Raw genomic sequence first — 14,681 nt, forward strand, 5'->3', positions numbered from 1 at the left:
GGTGAGCGCAATGAAAACCATGAACGCGCGATTGAGCGTGATGATGTTCCTGCAGTTCTTCATCTGGGGTGGCTGGTTCGTCACCCTGGGCACCTTTCTGGCGACGGGACTGGGGGCGAGCGGCGGCCAGATCGGCCTGGCGTTCTCCACGCAATCGTGGGGAGCGATCATTGCCCCGTTCGTTATCGGCCTGATCGCCGACCGCTGGTTCAACGCCGAGCGCATCCTGGCCGTGCTTCACCTGCTGGGCGCGGTGCTGTTGTATCAGCTGTATCGAGCAGCGGATTTCGCCACGTTCTATCCCTATGTCCTGGCCTACATGATTGCCTACATGCCCACCCTGGCCCTGGTGAACTCGGTCGCCTTCCGGCAGATGCAGGATCCGGCGCGAGAATTTTCCCGTATCCGAGTATGGGGCACGATCGGCTGGATCGTGGCCGGTCTGGTCATCAGCATGGTGTTCGCGTTGGACTCGGCGCCAGGCATTGCGGGCGGAGCACTGCGCAATACCTTCCTGATGTCGGCCATCGCCTCTCTACTGCTCGGTTTCTACAGCTTCACGTTGCCCGCCACCGCGCCCCTGCAAACCAGCGGCGAGCGCCGGGGACTGCGCCAGGTGTTGGGCCTGGATGCACTCGGGTTGCTGAAGGATCGCAGCTATCTGATTTTCTTCCTGGCCTCGATCCTGATCTGCATACCGTTGGCGTTCTATTACCAGAACGCCAACCCGTTCCTGGCCGAGATCGGTGTCGCCAATCCCACGGCAAAAATGGCGATCGGGCAGGTGTCCGAAGTGCTGTTCATGCTGCTGTTGCCATTGTTCATCGCCCGTTTCGGCATCAAGATCGCTCTGCTGGTCGGCATGCTCGCCTGGGTACTGCGCTATGTTTTGTTCGCCTACGGCAGCGGCGGTGAAGCGGTCGCGCTGCTGCTGATCGGTATCGCGCTGCATGGCGTGTGCTACGACTTTTTCTTCGTGTGCGGGCAGATCTATACCGACGCCAAAACCCCCGAGCGCTTTCGCAGCTCGGCACAGGGGCTGATCACGCTGGCCACCTATGGGCTGGGCATGCTGATCGGGTTCTGGGTGGCAGGGAAGGTGACCGACCACTACGCATCGGGAAGTCTGCATGACTGGCAGAGCATCTGGCTGTTTCCGGCCGGGTTCGCAGCGGTGGTGCTTGTAGGGTTTTGCTTGATGTTCCGGCCCGAGCGGCGCGTGCAGGGGCTATGAGCGGCACAGAACAGTCATCCGGCCATTTGCATCAGCCAGTCCTGCCGCATCTGCGGCACGGCTTCGACCAGGCGCCGGGTGTAGTCGTCGAGCGGTGCGCTGAGCGCCTCGGCCGTACGGCCGTGCCGAACGATGCGTCCGTCGTGCAGCACGGCGACCTCGCGGGCAATTTCCCTGGCGACGTGCAGGTCATGGGTGATGAACAGATAGGACACGCCCGTTTCAGTTTGCAGCCGTCGCAGCAATGCCAACACGTCCAGGGCAACCAGTGGGTCGAGGGCCGAGGTCGGTTCATCGCAGATGATCAGGGCGGGTTCTGCAGCCAAGGCACGGGCGATGCAGACGCGTTGTTTCTGCCCACCGGAAAGGGTGTGCGGAAGTCGCTTCGCAGTGTCCGCAGGTAGGCCGACCTGTTCAAGCAGTTCGGCCACGCGCCGTTGCCGTAGCGGTCGGCTCAGCCTGGTGAATGTCTGCACGGCGCGCTCCAGTTGATCGCCGATGCAGAGTCTGGGGTTGAGTGCGTTGTCCGGAATCTGATGGACCATCTGGATCTGCTGCAGATGCTCACGGGTCCGCCGACTCAGGGTTGGGGGCAACGGCTGGCCGTTGAGCGTCATCGACCCGCCCACGTCGCCGAGCAGGCCACAGATGGCTCTGCCCAAGGTCGACTTGCCTGATCCGGATTCACCGATCAGCGCCAGCGTGCGTCCTTGGCAAAGGCTCAATGAGAGGTCGTCGAGCACCGGTCGCTGCCGGTAACTTGCGGTCAGCGAGCGGATGACCAGCAGCTCAGCTGCTGCGGCATCTGTGCTACCCAACATGCGGCCCGCGCGCCCGGCGTTGAGCAGATCCCGGGTGTAGCCCTGCGCCGGACGCTGGAGGATCTGCTCGGTGGTGCCATGCTCCACACATCGCCCATGACGCAGCACCATGATCTGGTCAGCCAGTTGTGCGACCACCGCCAGATCGTGGCTGATATAGATCGCCGCAACACCTGCCTGGCGAATCACCTGAGCGATCGCTTGCAGAATCCCCAGTTGGGTGACGACGTCCAGTGCCGTGGTCGGTTCGTCGAAAACGATCAACTGCGGCGAACTGCACAGGGCCATGGCAATCATCGCCCGCTGCAGTTGCCCGCCCGAGACCTGATGCGGGTAGCGTGAAAAGAACGCCTCAGGCTGCGGCAGCGAGAACTGGGCAAACAGCTCCAGTGCCCGCGCCTTGGCGGTTTGAGCGTCCACCAGCCCGTGCAGTTGCGCGGCCTCGATCACTTGGGCCCCGATGGTAAGGGCTGGATTGAACGCCGATCCGGCGGATTGAGCGACGTAGGCAATGCGTTTGCCGCGAATCCGGCGCAACTCGGGTTCCGACAGGTGCAGAAGGTCGCGCCCTTCGAACAGGATACGTCCGCCGGCAACTGCCATGCCTTCGCGCAGATGACCGAGCAGGGCCTGCCCGATGGTCGACTTGCCTGCCCCCGATTCGCCAATCAAGCCCAGTACTTCGCCTGCCTCGAGGCTGAAGGAGACGTCGTCGACCAACAGCCGTTCAGGCTCGCCCTTGGCAGCGATTCGCAGCTGCTCGACACGCAACAGCGGCGCCGTTGCAACCGGTGTGAAATCAACCATGGTTGCGCGCTCCCCATTGGCGTGTATTGCTCCTCAGCAGCCAGTCGGCCAGGCTATTGATGCACAGCGCCAACGCGGCGATCGCCGCGCCGGGTACCAGCGCTGCCCAGACCCCGAACAGGACACCGTCCTTGTTGTCCCGGGCCAGGCCGCCCCAGTCGGCGGTGGGTGGCTGGATACCGAGACCCAGGAACGACAGCGCGGAAAGAAACAGCAGAATGAACACGAAGCGCAGGGCGAACTCCGCAATCAGAATCGGCAACGCATTGGGCAGAATCTCTCGCAACAGAATCCAGCCCAGGCGCTCACCGCGCATGCGCGCCACATCAATGAACTCCATGGCGGCGATGTCCACGGCCACGGCACGGGCCACGCGCAGGATACGGGTGGCCTCCAGCACCCCGAGCACCAGAATGATCACGCCGAGGGTCTTGGGCAGCGTTGCCAGAATGACCAACGCCAGAATCAACGTGGGTATGGCCATGAGCACATCGTTGACCCGCGAGATCAGTTGGTCGATCCACCCCCCTGCAGCCCCAGCGATGAAACCCAGCGTCGTTCCACACACGAAGGCCACCACCGCCGCGGCGGCGGTCACCGACAATGACGTGCGCGTACCCCAGATCAACCGTGACAGCAGGTCGCGACCCAGGTTGTCGGTGCCCAGCGGTGCCAGCGCCGACGGCAGGTCCCATGCGGAGCCGATCACCTGATCGGGGGAGTGAGGTGCCAACCAGGGCGCGAGGAGGGCGACGACAACGAACAGGCTCAAGCCAACGATGCCGGGCAGGTGAACGATTCTTGGAGCGGGCATGGACTAGTTTCCGTGGCGTAGGCGGGGATTGGTCAACAGCGAAATCACATCGGCGAACAGATTGAGCAGGATGTAGATGGCCGCCAGGACCAATGCACAGCCCTGTACGACGGGTACGTCGCGCTTGGCGATGCTGTCGACCAGGTATTGGCCCAGGCCGGGATACACGAAAACGTTCTCCACGATCACCACACCCACCATCAAATAGGCCAGGTTCAGCACGATGACATTGATGATCGGTCCCCAGGCGTTGGGTAGTACATGGCGCCACAACACCCGCATCGGCGAGAGGCCCTTGAGCACGGCGGTGTCGACATAGCTGCTGCGCTGGGCGCTGAGCAATGCTGCGCGGGTCATGTTGCTCATGTGGCCGAGCACGGCCAGCACCAGCGTGGCACCGGGAAGCGCGATCGCCAGCAACCGCTCCGACAACGGCATGCCCAGTTGCACGCTGCTGTTGCTGGGCAGCCAGGCAAGGGTCATGGAGAAGACAAAGATCAGCAGATAACCCGAGAAAAACTCCGGCAAGGCCACGGTCATACGACTGAACAGGTTCAGCAGTCCGTCGATCCAGCCACCGTGAAAGCGGACCGAAACCAGACCCATGAGCAGCGCCAGGGGCACCGCCACCAGCGCCGTGCTGCCGGCCAGGAACAAGGTGTTCTGCAGCCGTTCCGAGAGCGCGACGGAAATGTTTTCCCGTGAAGTCAGGCTGATGCCGAAATCGCCCTGCAGGATTCCGCCCAGCCAGTGCAGATACCGCCAGCCCGCCGGCTGATCCAGCCCCAGTTGCAGCTTCAGCGCCTGAATGGCCGCAGGGGTCGCGGATTGACCGAGGATCGCGGTGGCGGTATCGCCGGGCAGCAGGTTCAGGCCGATGAAGATCAACAGCGAAGTGGCCAGCAGCATCGCCAGGCCGACCGCCAGCCGTCGCACGATCATGCTCGCCAACACGCTTTGCCCTTCTGCGCCTACGCTAACCGGCAATGTCGCAGGCATGATGGCTATCCTTCCAACCAGACTTTTTCGGCGGCGCGGTTGCCGCTCAGCGGCACCCCAGGCACCGATTTGAAGCCCTTCACATTGCTGCGCGTGGCCGCCAGCGCGTCGGCGTACAGCGGGATGACTTCACTGCTCTGATCCACCAGCATCAGCTGGATGTCATGGTAGATCTGGCGGCGCTTGTCTTCATCGGTTTCGCCGCGCGCAGCCTTGACCAGTTGATCGAACGCCGGGACCCGCCAGGCCGATTCGTTCCACGGCGCATTGCTGGTGAACACCATGGACAGCAGGGCATCGGCAGTGGGCCGCGCGCCCCAGTTGGAGGTGCAGAATGGCTTCTTCAGCCAGGTATCGGTCCAGAAGGCGTCGTTCGGTACGCGCTCGATGGCCAGGGGAATACCGGCTTTCTGCGCCGACTGCTGATACAACTGAGCGGCATCCACTGCCCCCGGAAAACCGGCGTCTGCCGCGTGCAGCGTGAGCGGTCCGGCGAAGCCCGCCTTTTGCCAGTGGAAGCGCGCGCGATCGGGATCGTAGGGACGCTGCGGAATGTCCTTGGCGAAATACCGGTTCGAGGGGAAGACCGGGTTGTCGTTGCCCACCGAGCCATAGCCGCCCAGCACCGTGTCGATCAGCTGTTGCCGATCCACGGCGTACTTGAGCGCCAGTCGCCCATCAAGGGAATCGAACGGCGCGACATTGGCCAGGCCCGGCAGCGTGAAGATCTGGCTGTCCTTGTCGCGGATCAGCTGGATCGACGGCATCTTTTCGATGCGACCGACAATGCGTGGGTTGACCCGATTGATGATCTGCACCGAACCGCTGACCAGCGCCGCCACCCTTGCGGTCGAATCATTCATGGCCAGGGTTTCGACCGAATCGACGTGGCCGCGGGAAGGGTTCCAGTGATTGGGATTGCGCCTGACCAACATGCGCACCCCCGGCTGGAAGTTTTCCAGGATGAAGGCCCCGGTACCGATGGCTTTTTCGAAAGGTTCGTTTTCGGCAGTGATCACGAAATGGACCGCCGAAAGCAATGCGATGAACTCGACGTTCGGATCTGCCAGCGTGATGGTGACTTCGTGCTCGGCGCTGGCCCGCAGGTCCGTGACCGGCTCCAGATACACCTTGACGGGCGACGACGATTTCTCGTCGCGGTGGTGATTGAGCGACCACACGACGTCCTTTGCGCTCAACGACCGGCCGTCATGGAATTGCACGCCTTTACGGATGTTCAACACCCATTTGCGGCCACCGTCGGCGCTGGACCAGGATTCGGCGAGTGAGGGAACTATGGCTCCGGTGTCATCGACTTCCACCAGCGCGTTGAACAGCTGGCTGCCGGTGACGTACATCCAGCTTTCGAACCAGAAGGCAGGGTCGAGGCGGTCGGTGGTGGAGGCGTTGTCCAACCCGACCACCAGATGCCCGCCTTTTTTCGGTTCCAGGCTGTCCTGTGCGAAGCCTCGCAAAGGCCAGGCAGAGGCCATCGCCGCCGTCATGGCCGCCGCACCGGTGCCCTTGATGAAAGAACGACGATCAAACATGCAAGGCATCCTGTGCAGCGGGGGCAAGGTCAGCGTCGACCAGGGCGCTCGACAGCGCGTGAATGTGTTCCGGGCCGATGCCACAGCAACCGCCGACGATACTTGCCCCTTGGGCGACCCACTCCTGAGCCCAACGCAGATAGTTGCTCGGCTCGGTGTCCCGCCGCATCGCACTGAGGCCGACGTTGGCACCACGTTTCTGATCGGAAGGTTCGAAGGCGTTGGCATAGATGCCCAGCGCGGAATTGCTCTGGGCGCCCGCTTCGAGCAGGGCCGCACTCATGACTTCAGGCGGGCTGCAATTGAACAGAATGGCCGCCGCGTTCAGCTGCGTCGCAGCCGCGACGGCTGCAGTGATGCTTTCCCCGGATCGCAGTTGAGCCTTGCCTTGAGCATTGAGTGCATCATCCAGGGTGAAGGAAAACCAGCGCGGCCGTGGGTCGTCCTTGAGCAACTCGGCGACCAGCCGCACCTCGGCAATGGAACTCTGGGTCTCGGCCAGCCACAGATCGACCTGATCACTCAGGGCATCGATCAGCACCTGAAGAATCCTGGCCGCCTGCACCGGCTCGAACAGATCCGGACGATACGAGCCCAGCGCGGGAGGCAACGAACCCGCAACCCGAACGCTCTGCGCGCTGGCATCGGCCGCATCGCGAGCGATGGCAGCCGCCAGGCGCGCCAGCGCCGCACCGTCGCGTTCGAAGCGCGCATCGCCGATGTGAAAGGGCACCACGGCGTAGCTGTTGGTCGTGATGATCTGCGCACCGGCCTTGATGAAAGCGTCGTGGGCCTGCCGCACATATTCAGGTGCCTCGATCAACGCCAGTGCCGACCATTCCGGCTGCCGAAACGGTGCGCCATTGCGCGACAACTCACGGCCCATACCGCCGTCGAGAATTTGAAGCTGTTTGGCCATTGTTGGTATCCGAGATCCAGATAAGAAGTAGGTCGGTCCTGCCGCACTGAAAGATGAGTGCTGTATTAGCGCGCAGGGATCCGACACAAAGAGCAGCGATAGTGTGTTGAAGCCGCCGCCATACAAGGCGTGCTTAGATTGAATAGAAATATAAATGCTGCTGCAACTTCGGTGGTGGAATAGCGAGCTGAGTTTTAGCTATATATTGAAGTACTGTTTGCTGGGCAACAGTGATTCAACACTTTGCGATGTAGCAGATCATATTTTCGCTATTAACGATTAGCGTGCGTCCACTGCGCTGTCCCACGCAGGCTCTTCCGGAAACCGTACGACCAGAAAGTCCAGCATCGCGCGCAGTACCGCCGATACATGCCGACGAGACGCATACACGGCATGGATGCTCAACGTCATGGGCTGGTAGCCGGGCAACAGGGCGACCAACTCTCCTTTGCGAACAAGAGGCGCTGCCAGGTAGGTCGGCAACAGCGCGACGCCTGACCCGCACAACGCGGCCTGCAAGGTCGTGACGGAGTCGTTGGTGCTGACATTGCCATTGACTGCAACACTGCTGGGCTCGCCGTTGCGGGTGAAATGCCACAGGCTGCTGCCGTGATAGGAATGCGTCAGGCAATTATGCAGGGAAAGGTCTTCGATCGTTTTCGGCTCAACGTGGGTTTTCAGATAGCTGGGCGCGGCGCAGACCACCGAGCGGCAGGTGGTCAGGCGCCGTGCGATGAGGTTGGGGTCAAGCTCGTTGGTGATGCGAATCGCCAGATCCACGCGCTCGTCGACCAGATTGACCGTGCGATCGAGCAGTTGCATGTCGATCCGTACCTTGGGGTAGCGTGCGACGAATTCGGTGACGGCCCCAGTGAGCTGGGCCTGTCCGAACGAGGTGCTGGCCGTGATGCGCAGCAGCCCTTCGGGCTCGTCTTCGGGATGAGTCGCGATCGCCTGCATGTCCTCGGCCAGGTCGAGCATTCGTCGGCACAGTGGAAGCATTTGCGCGCCCACTGCGGTCAGGGTCAGGCGCCGCGTTGTGCGGTGCATGAGCCTGGCGCCTGTCCAGTCCTCGAGCTCCGCCAGAAACCTGGAAATCACCGGCCGTGAGAGCCCGAGCTTATCGGCGGCAGCCGTCTGACTGCCGCAGTCCACGACGGTGACGAAGGCTTGCATCGCCAACAACTTATCCATGATTAGGTCTATTTCTCGAAACAAATATGCAGCAAATCTACTGTTTTTCGAGCGATAAATCTCATCTAACCTCCATCCACCTAAACCTTCGAGATGGAATGTCCATGATCCACTTCATCGCACGACGTGTGTTTGCCAGCCTGATCCTGCTGGGAGGCGCAGGCGCGGCCCTGGCCGGAGAACCTCTGCGCGTAGAGGTCTACAATCCGGGCCCGGAGGCGATTTTTCCGGTGTCCTCGGTAATCGTCACCGGCGAGAAAGAGGCCGTTTTGGTCGACGCACAATTTGCCCGGCCGCAGGCCGAAGAACTGGTCAAACGCATCCACCAGAGCGGGAAAACACTGACTGCCATCTACATCAGTCACGGCGATCCCGATTACTACTTTGGCCTGCAAACCATCACCGAGGCCTTTCCCAAGGCAAGAGTGCTGGCGACCGCGCAGACCGTCGCGCACATCAAGCAAACCAAGGACAGCAAGCTGGCCTATTGGGGCCCCCAAATGGGGGACGGTGCTCCAGGAAAACTCATCGTGCCGCAGGTGCTGGAAGGCAACCGTCTCGAACTGGAAGGTCGACAGCTGCAGATCATCGGCCTGGACGGCCCGCAGCCCGAGCGTACCTTCGTCTGGATACCGTCAACCAAAACGGTACTCGGCGGCGTGGTGCTTTCCAACAACATCCACGTCTGGATGGCCGACACACAAAGTGCGAAATCCCACGCCGACTGGCTGGCCACGCTGGCCCATATCGAGAAACTCCAGCCTGTAACTGTCATCTCCGGCCACTTTCTGCCCGGTGAACGCAAGGCAATCGACGCGGCACGTTTCACGGCGGACTACATAAAAACTTTCGATGCCGAAACAGTCAAAGCCAAGGACTCGAATGCATTGGTCGCGGCGATGAAGGTGCATTACCCGGCGTTGGGCGATGAGTCGTCACTGGAACTCAGCGCCAAGGTCGCCAAGGGGGAGATGAAGTGGTAGTTGGCGAGCGGACCTATTAGCGCCACAGCAAGTTGACCTGGCTGGGTGTGTTTGGCGAAACAAAGTGTGGTTCAGATGTTGGATAGGGGACAGTAAAGAGGCGATGCCTCGCCGATTTCATGGGCGTCAGGACGGCATGTTTTTTGTACACGCTTTCTGTACAGTAAAGCGCAACGTTGTCCCGCTCATGGGAGGCATCATCTTCAATGACACGAACTTTCGCCCTGTCGGGCCTGACCCATGTTTGTGCGTTCGGATCCGAGGAGCAATTCCATAACACCAACGGCGGCACCGCCGGTCTTCCAATAGTGATCAATCCCGATGATTTCCTGGAAACCGAGTCTGGCAGGCAGTTCACGCCGGAAAGGAATCGTCGTGCGTGGAAGCTCGCCTATGCGCGCTTGAACGAAGCGCTGTCGAAAGCGGAAAAAGGCACCCATGTTTATCTGGTGATGGGCGTGCAGGGGGCGGGTAAGTCTCGCTGGGTGTCCGAGAATCGTGGCCGCCTGGGTGAGCAGGCAGTCGTGTTCGATGCGGCGCTACCTGCGCAACGGCACCGGGAAAAGCTGCTCGCCATTGCCCGCACGCATCAGGTTCCAGTCATCGCCGTCTTCGTGAAGGCTTCCCTGGAGCTTGCCCGAGCCCGGAATGCCCAACGCACTGCTGATAAGCGCGTTCCCGAGGAAGCCTTGCACAGCGTGTTCCAGATGCTCGAACCCCCTACGCAGGAGGAAGGGTTCGTTTGGGTACAGACCATTGAGCAAACCGCGAGCTTGCCCGCGTCGCTATAGAGCGTGCGGGCGAGCGCGCCGATAGTCACTGGGCGTCTGGGCCATTTCGTGGCGGAAGTGGCGATTGAAGTTGGAGACATTTTCGTAGCCCACTTCAAAGCAGATTTCCGCCACGGAGAGCTGGGTCTGGACGAGCAGCCGACACGCGCGCTGGATTCGGAGTTTGCGCATCAGGTCGATGAAACCGTGGCCGGTGATGCGTTTGAAGAAGCGCGAGAAGCCTGCCTCGCTCAGGCCGACGCGCGCGGCGATGGTCGAGAGGCGCAGATCGGTCGTGAGCTCGTTGATCAGGTAGTCGAATGCCTGATTGATACGCTGTGAACTGCGTGCGTCCAGCGATGGCGAGTAAAAGGCGCTGGCCAACACTCGAACGTCGCGCTTGGGCGCTCTGGCCAACGTGGACAGCAATTGCATGAACGCAATCAGCCGCTGCAGCCCCTGGGCCTTACCAATGCTCTCCAGCAAGGCGGCCGCTTGCAAGGCAGTGCTGCCGGTAAATTCGATGCCGCGTCGTGCCTGTGCCAACAGGCCGTTCAGCTCTGAGAGTTCAGGCAGCGAGCCACGCAGGTCGAGCAGGGCGGCGCCATCGAACTGCAGGACCACGTCACGGCCGCAGATGCGTTCACCGGGCGCAACGTCGCCCATCCAGTCATGGGGAAGGTCCGGCCCGATCAGGGCCACATGCCCTGCGCTGAAGGGGCCAATGTAGTCACCCGCCAGAAGCTTGCCGCTGCCTGCTCGGATCAGGTGGATTTCATACTCGGGATGATGGTTCCAGCGGGCGAGCTCGTAGGGGTAGTCGTGCTCATACCAGCGGAAACTCTGGTCAGGGCCAGGCAGGATGACCTCGAGATCGGCGGGCCGATGCTCGAACAGGGCAGCGCGGTTATCAGGCATCGAGTGCCCCTTTTTTGTTTGTGGTGCGGATCGAGTACAGCGGCTCCAATTCACGCACCATACGCTGACCCTGCCCTGAGCAGCTAGTCCCTGCGTTGCGCCGGTTCAATACTTTTTTGATCGCACGCGTCGATGGATAGGACGGTCAAAAAAGTATCGAAATGACGTTCGCCATTCGTTTGAGCGGGAATATCGGGGGTGATCTAATCGGCTCGTACAGCGCTGCGGCCACGGCACGATCCGCGCGGCGATGGTCGACAACAACAATAACAGCTCCGGTCGAATCGGCCGGGAGCGGAGAGCCCCATGAAGATTACCCCTGCGCTAATTCTTTCGGCTGGTCTGTCAGTCGCCTTCGCCAGCCATGCTGCCGAGACCCTGACGATCGCGACGGTCAACAACGGCGACATGATCCGCATGCAGCGGCTGTCGAAAATCTTCGAGCAGCAGAATCCCGACATCAAACTCAACTGGGTCGTTCTCGAAGAGAACGTGCTGCGCCAGCGCCTGACAACCGACATTGCCACCCAGGGTGGCCAGTTCGACGTGTTGACCATCGGCACCTACGAGACACCACTGTGGGGGACCAAGAACTGGCTGGAACCCATGCAGAATCTGCCGGCCGACTATGATGTCGATGACATCTTCCCTGCAGTCCGCCAGGGTCTTTCGGTCAACGATACTCTCTACGCATTGCCGTTCTATGGCGAAAGCACCGTCACCTACTACCGCACCGATCTGTTCAAGGCCGCGGGCCTGACCATGCCGGAGAAACCGACCTGGTCTCAACTGGGTGAATTCGCCGCCAAGCTCAATGATCCGTCCAAGGATCAGTACGGCATGTGCTTGCGAGGCAAAGCTGGCTGGGGTGAAAACATGGCATTGCTCAGCACCATGGCCAACGCCTTCGGGGCGCGCTGGTTCAACGAGCAATGGCAGCCCGAACTCGATAGCCCAGAGTGGAAAGCCGCGGCGAATTTCTACGTCGATACGCTGAAGAAATACGGCCCTCCCGGCGTATCCAGCAACGGTTTCAACGAAACGCTGGCGTTGTTCAACAGCGGCAAGTGCGCGATCTGGGTGGATGCCAGCGTGGCGGGTTCGTTCACCACCGACAAAGAGCAGAGCAGGGTGGTCGACAGCGTGGGCTTCGCGCCTGCGCCCACCGAGGTCACCGACAAAGGCTCGTCCTGGTTGTACGCCTGGTCGCTGGCCATTCCCGCCACCTCCAAGCACAAGGCGGCCGCCAAGACGTTCGTTACCTGGGCAACTTCCAAAGCCTACATCCAGTTGGTCACCGAGAAGGATGGCATCACCAACGTTCCGCCTGGCACGCGCCTTTCGACCTACAGTGACGCCTACCTGAAGGCGGCCCCATTCGCCGAAGTCACCTTGCAGATGATGAAGCACGCCGATCCTTCCAACCCGTCAGCCAAGCCGGTGCCGTACGTGGGCATCCAGTACGTGGTGATTCCGGAATTTCAGTCGATCGGCACCTCCGTGGGCAAGCTGTTCAGTGCAGCGCTGACCGGGCAGATGTCAGTGGATCAGGCGCTGGCATCTGCTCAGTCCACTACCGAACGCGAGATGAAGCGCGCGGGCTACCCCAAGAAGTAATCCGCCCACGACACCCGCCGGCCCGACGCCGGCGGTCACCGCCGCACAGGTAAACGCCCATGAACACGTCCCTCGTTCGAGACCAGCCTTTGGTTTCGGCCCCGTCACGCACGCGCCGGCTACGCAACCCAGGCTGGTTTCTGGTATCGCCCTCGGTTGCACTTCTGTTGCTGTGGATGATCGTCCCGCTGGCCATGACGGTTTATTTCTCGGTGATCCGGTTCAACCTGCTCAACCCAGGGGAGAACGAATTCGTCGGCGTCGAGAACTTCACCTATTTCGTCACCGACACGGGCTTTCTGCCCGGCGCCCTGAATACACTGGTCCTGGTGATCAGCGTGCTGCTGATCAGTGTGGTTCTGGGCGTGTTGATCGCCGCGTTGCTTGAAGCGAGTGAGTTCTTCGGACGTGGCATCGTCAGGGTGCTGCTCATTTCACCGTTTTTCATCATGCCCACGGTGGGGTCGCTGGTGTTCAAGAACCTGATCTTTCATCCCGTTTCCGGCGTACTTGCGGCGGTATGGAAGTTTTTTGGCGCGCAACCGGTCGACTGGCTGGCGCACTATCCGCTCTTCTCGATCATCTTGATCGTCTCGTGGCAATGGCTGCCTTTCGCAATCCTGCTGCTGATGACCGCCATGCAGTCGCTTGATCAGGAGCAGAAAGAAGCCGCACGGCTGGATGGCGCAGGCCCCGTGGCGATCTTCTGGCACCTCACGTTGCCCCACCTGGCCCGGCCGATTGCGGTGGTCGTCATGATCGAGACGATATTTTTGCTCTCGGTATTCGCCGAGATCTTCACTACCACCAATGGCGGGCCAGGGTTTGCCTCGACCAACCTGGCGTACTTGATCTACAACCAGGCCTTGGTGCAATTCGATGTGGGAATGGCCTCGGCAGGGGGACTCATAGCGGTGGTGATAGCCAACATCGCGGCGATCGTGCTGGTACGCATGATCGGCAAAAACCTGACCGACAACGCTTGAGGACGACGCCATGATGACGCTCAAACAATCCCGGCGGCTGCAAAGCATCGTGCTCGGTACCCTGGCCTGGGCCGCAGCCTTGCTGCTGTTCTTTCCGATTTTCTGGATGGTGTTGACCAGTTTCAAGACCGAGATCGACGCCTTCGCCACGCCGCCGCAGTTCATTTTCACCCCGACACTGGAGAATTACCTGCACATCCAGGAACGCAGTGACTACTTCCACTTCGCCTGGAATTCGGTACTCATTTCCTTCACCGCCACGGCGTTGTGCATGTTGATCGCGGTTCCGGCGGCCTATTCGATGGCGTTCTATGAGACCAAACGCACCAAGCAGACCCTACTGTGGATGCTGTCGACCAAGATGCTGCCGCCCGTGGGTGTACTGATGCCTATCTACCTGCTGGCCAAAGGCGCCGGCCTGCTGGACTCGCGGCTGGCACTGATCGTGATCTACACCCTGATCAACCTGCCCATCGTAGTCTGGATGGTCTACACGTACTTCAAGGACATCCCGCGGGAAATCCTGGAAGCTGCGAGGTTGGACGGCGCGACGTTGCGGCAGGAAATGGTGCGCGTGCTGCTGCCCATCAGCAAGGGCGGTCTGGCTTCGACCATGCTGCTGTCGTTGATCCTGTGCTGGAACGAGGCTTTTTGGTCGCTCAACCTGACGAGCTCCAGCGCTGCGCCGCTTACCGCGCTCATAGCTTCCTATTCAAGCCCAGAAGGTTTGTTCTGGGCGAAGCTGTCCGCTGTCTCGACCTTGGCTTGCGCGCCGATCCTCATATTCGGCTGGATCAGCCAGAAGCAGCTGGTGCGCGGCCTGTCCTTCGGTGCAGTCAAGTGACCCATACATCATTGTGCGACGCCCCCCTGTGGGAGCGGGTTCTACCCGCGAAGACGCCCGCTCGAACACCATCTCCTTCCAAAGGACCACACCCATGGCCACTCTGAAAATAAAAAACCTGAAAAAGGGCTTCGAAGGTCTGCAGATCATCAAGGGCATCGACCTGGAAGTGCACGACCGCGAATTCGTGGTGTTCGTCGGCCCGTCGGGCTGCGGCAAGTCGAC

Annotated in this window: 13 protein-coding genes and 1 pseudogene; 7 read left to right on the forward strand and 7 right to left on the reverse strand. The window is 60.9% G+C overall.

The features are described from left to right. Nucleotides 1–10 precede the first annotated feature (10 nt). Nucleotides 11–1,234, forward strand: a complete 1,224-nt coding sequence (locus tag B2V21_RS06770; RefSeq protein ID WP_286916403.1) for a nucleoside permease — start codon at nucleotides 11–13, stop codon at nucleotides 1,232–1,234. Nucleotides 1,235–1,248: 14 nt separating this feature from the next. Here the strand turns inward: B2V21_RS06770 and B2V21_RS06775 are convergent, their stop codons facing one another. From B2V21_RS06775 to B2V21_RS06800, 6 genes are all read right to left on the reverse strand, one after another. Further along, the gene (locus tag B2V21_RS06775) at nucleotides 1,249–2,862 is read right to left on the reverse strand and encodes an ABC transporter ATP-binding protein (protein ID WP_286916404.1); all 1,614 of its coding nucleotides are present in this window, start codon (nucleotides 2,860–2,862) and stop codon (nucleotides 1,249–1,251) included. Then, nucleotides 2,855–3,676, reverse strand: coding sequence for an ABC transporter permease (locus B2V21_RS06780; protein ID WP_286916405.1), 822 nt, complete (start codon nucleotides 3,674–3,676; stop codon nucleotides 2,855–2,857). Before B2V21_RS06780 ends, B2V21_RS06775 begins: the two co-directional genes overlap by 8 nt. Nucleotides 3,677–3,679: 3 nt before the next feature. Beyond that, nucleotides 3,680–4,675: an ABC transporter permease gene (locus tag B2V21_RS06785; RefSeq protein ID WP_286916406.1), complete on the reverse strand. Its 996-nt coding sequence runs from the start codon at nucleotides 4,673–4,675 to the stop codon at nucleotides 3,680–3,682. 5 nt (nucleotides 4,676–4,680) lie between these two features. Further along, nucleotides 4,681–6,225 carry an ABC transporter substrate-binding protein gene (locus tag B2V21_RS06790; protein ID WP_090358125.1) on the reverse strand — a complete coding sequence of 515 codons (1,545 nt, stop codon included), beginning with the start codon at nucleotides 6,223–6,225 and terminating at the stop codon, nucleotides 4,681–4,683. Next, complete coding sequence (locus B2V21_RS06795; RefSeq protein WP_286916407.1) at nucleotides 6,218–7,144, reverse strand: homocysteine S-methyltransferase family protein; 927 nt, start codon at nucleotides 7,142–7,144, stop codon at nucleotides 6,218–6,220. The genes B2V21_RS06790 and B2V21_RS06795 overlap by 8 nt, the downstream gene beginning before the upstream one ends. Nucleotides 7,145–7,423: 279 nt before the next feature. Beyond that, complete coding sequence (locus tag B2V21_RS06800) at nucleotides 7,424–8,338, reverse strand: LysR family transcriptional regulator (protein WP_286916408.1); 915 nt, start codon at nucleotides 8,336–8,338, stop codon at nucleotides 7,424–7,426. 104 nt (nucleotides 8,339–8,442) lie between these two features. Between B2V21_RS06800 and B2V21_RS06805 the strand changes: the two genes are divergently transcribed. After that, on the forward strand, nucleotides 8,443–9,321 hold the full coding sequence (locus B2V21_RS06805; protein WP_286916409.1) for an MBL fold metallo-hydrolase: 879 nt from the start codon (nucleotides 8,443–8,445) through the stop codon (nucleotides 9,319–9,321). 206 nt (nucleotides 9,322–9,527) lie between these two features. After that, complete coding sequence (locus B2V21_RS06810) at nucleotides 9,528–10,112, forward strand: AAA family ATPase (protein ID WP_286916410.1); 585 nt, start codon at nucleotides 9,528–9,530, stop codon at nucleotides 10,110–10,112. Here B2V21_RS06810 and B2V21_RS06815 read toward each other — a convergent pair. Further along, nucleotides 10,107–11,009, reverse strand: a complete 903-nt coding sequence (locus B2V21_RS06815) for an AraC family transcriptional regulator (protein ID WP_286916411.1) — start codon at nucleotides 11,007–11,009, stop codon at nucleotides 10,107–10,109. The two genes, B2V21_RS06810 and B2V21_RS06815, sit on opposite strands and share 6 nt — an antisense overlap. Before the next feature lie 306 nt (nucleotides 11,010–11,315). Here B2V21_RS06815 and B2V21_RS06820 point away from each other — a divergent pair, with 306 nt between their 5' ends. The 4 genes and pseudogenes from B2V21_RS06820 to B2V21_RS06835 form a co-directional block, all read left to right on the forward strand. Beyond that, entirely contained in the window at nucleotides 11,316–12,626 is a 1,311-nt protein-coding gene (locus B2V21_RS06820; protein WP_049859700.1) for an ABC transporter substrate-binding protein, read from the forward strand. Nucleotides 12,627–12,685: 59 nt separating this feature from the next. Then, nucleotides 12,686–13,612 (forward strand): carbohydrate ABC transporter permease, encoded by a 927-nt coding sequence (locus B2V21_RS06825; RefSeq protein WP_286916412.1) that lies wholly within the window; start codon nucleotides 12,686–12,688, stop codon nucleotides 13,610–13,612. A gap of 10 nt (nucleotides 13,613–13,622) precedes the next feature. Next, entirely contained in the window at nucleotides 13,623–14,456 is an 834-nt protein-coding gene (locus tag B2V21_RS06830; RefSeq protein WP_056842633.1) for a carbohydrate ABC transporter permease, read from the forward strand. Nucleotides 14,457–14,550: 94 nt separating this feature from the next. Beyond that, a pseudogene (locus B2V21_RS06835) lies at nucleotides 14,551–14,681 on the forward strand (ABC transporter ATP-binding protein); the annotation flags it as partial.

It is taken from the genome of Pseudomonas sp. UBA6276 (assembly GCF_002438365.1).
Lineage (GTDB): Bacteria > Pseudomonadota > Gammaproteobacteria > Pseudomonadales > Pseudomonadaceae > Aquipseudomonas > Aquipseudomonas coleopterorum.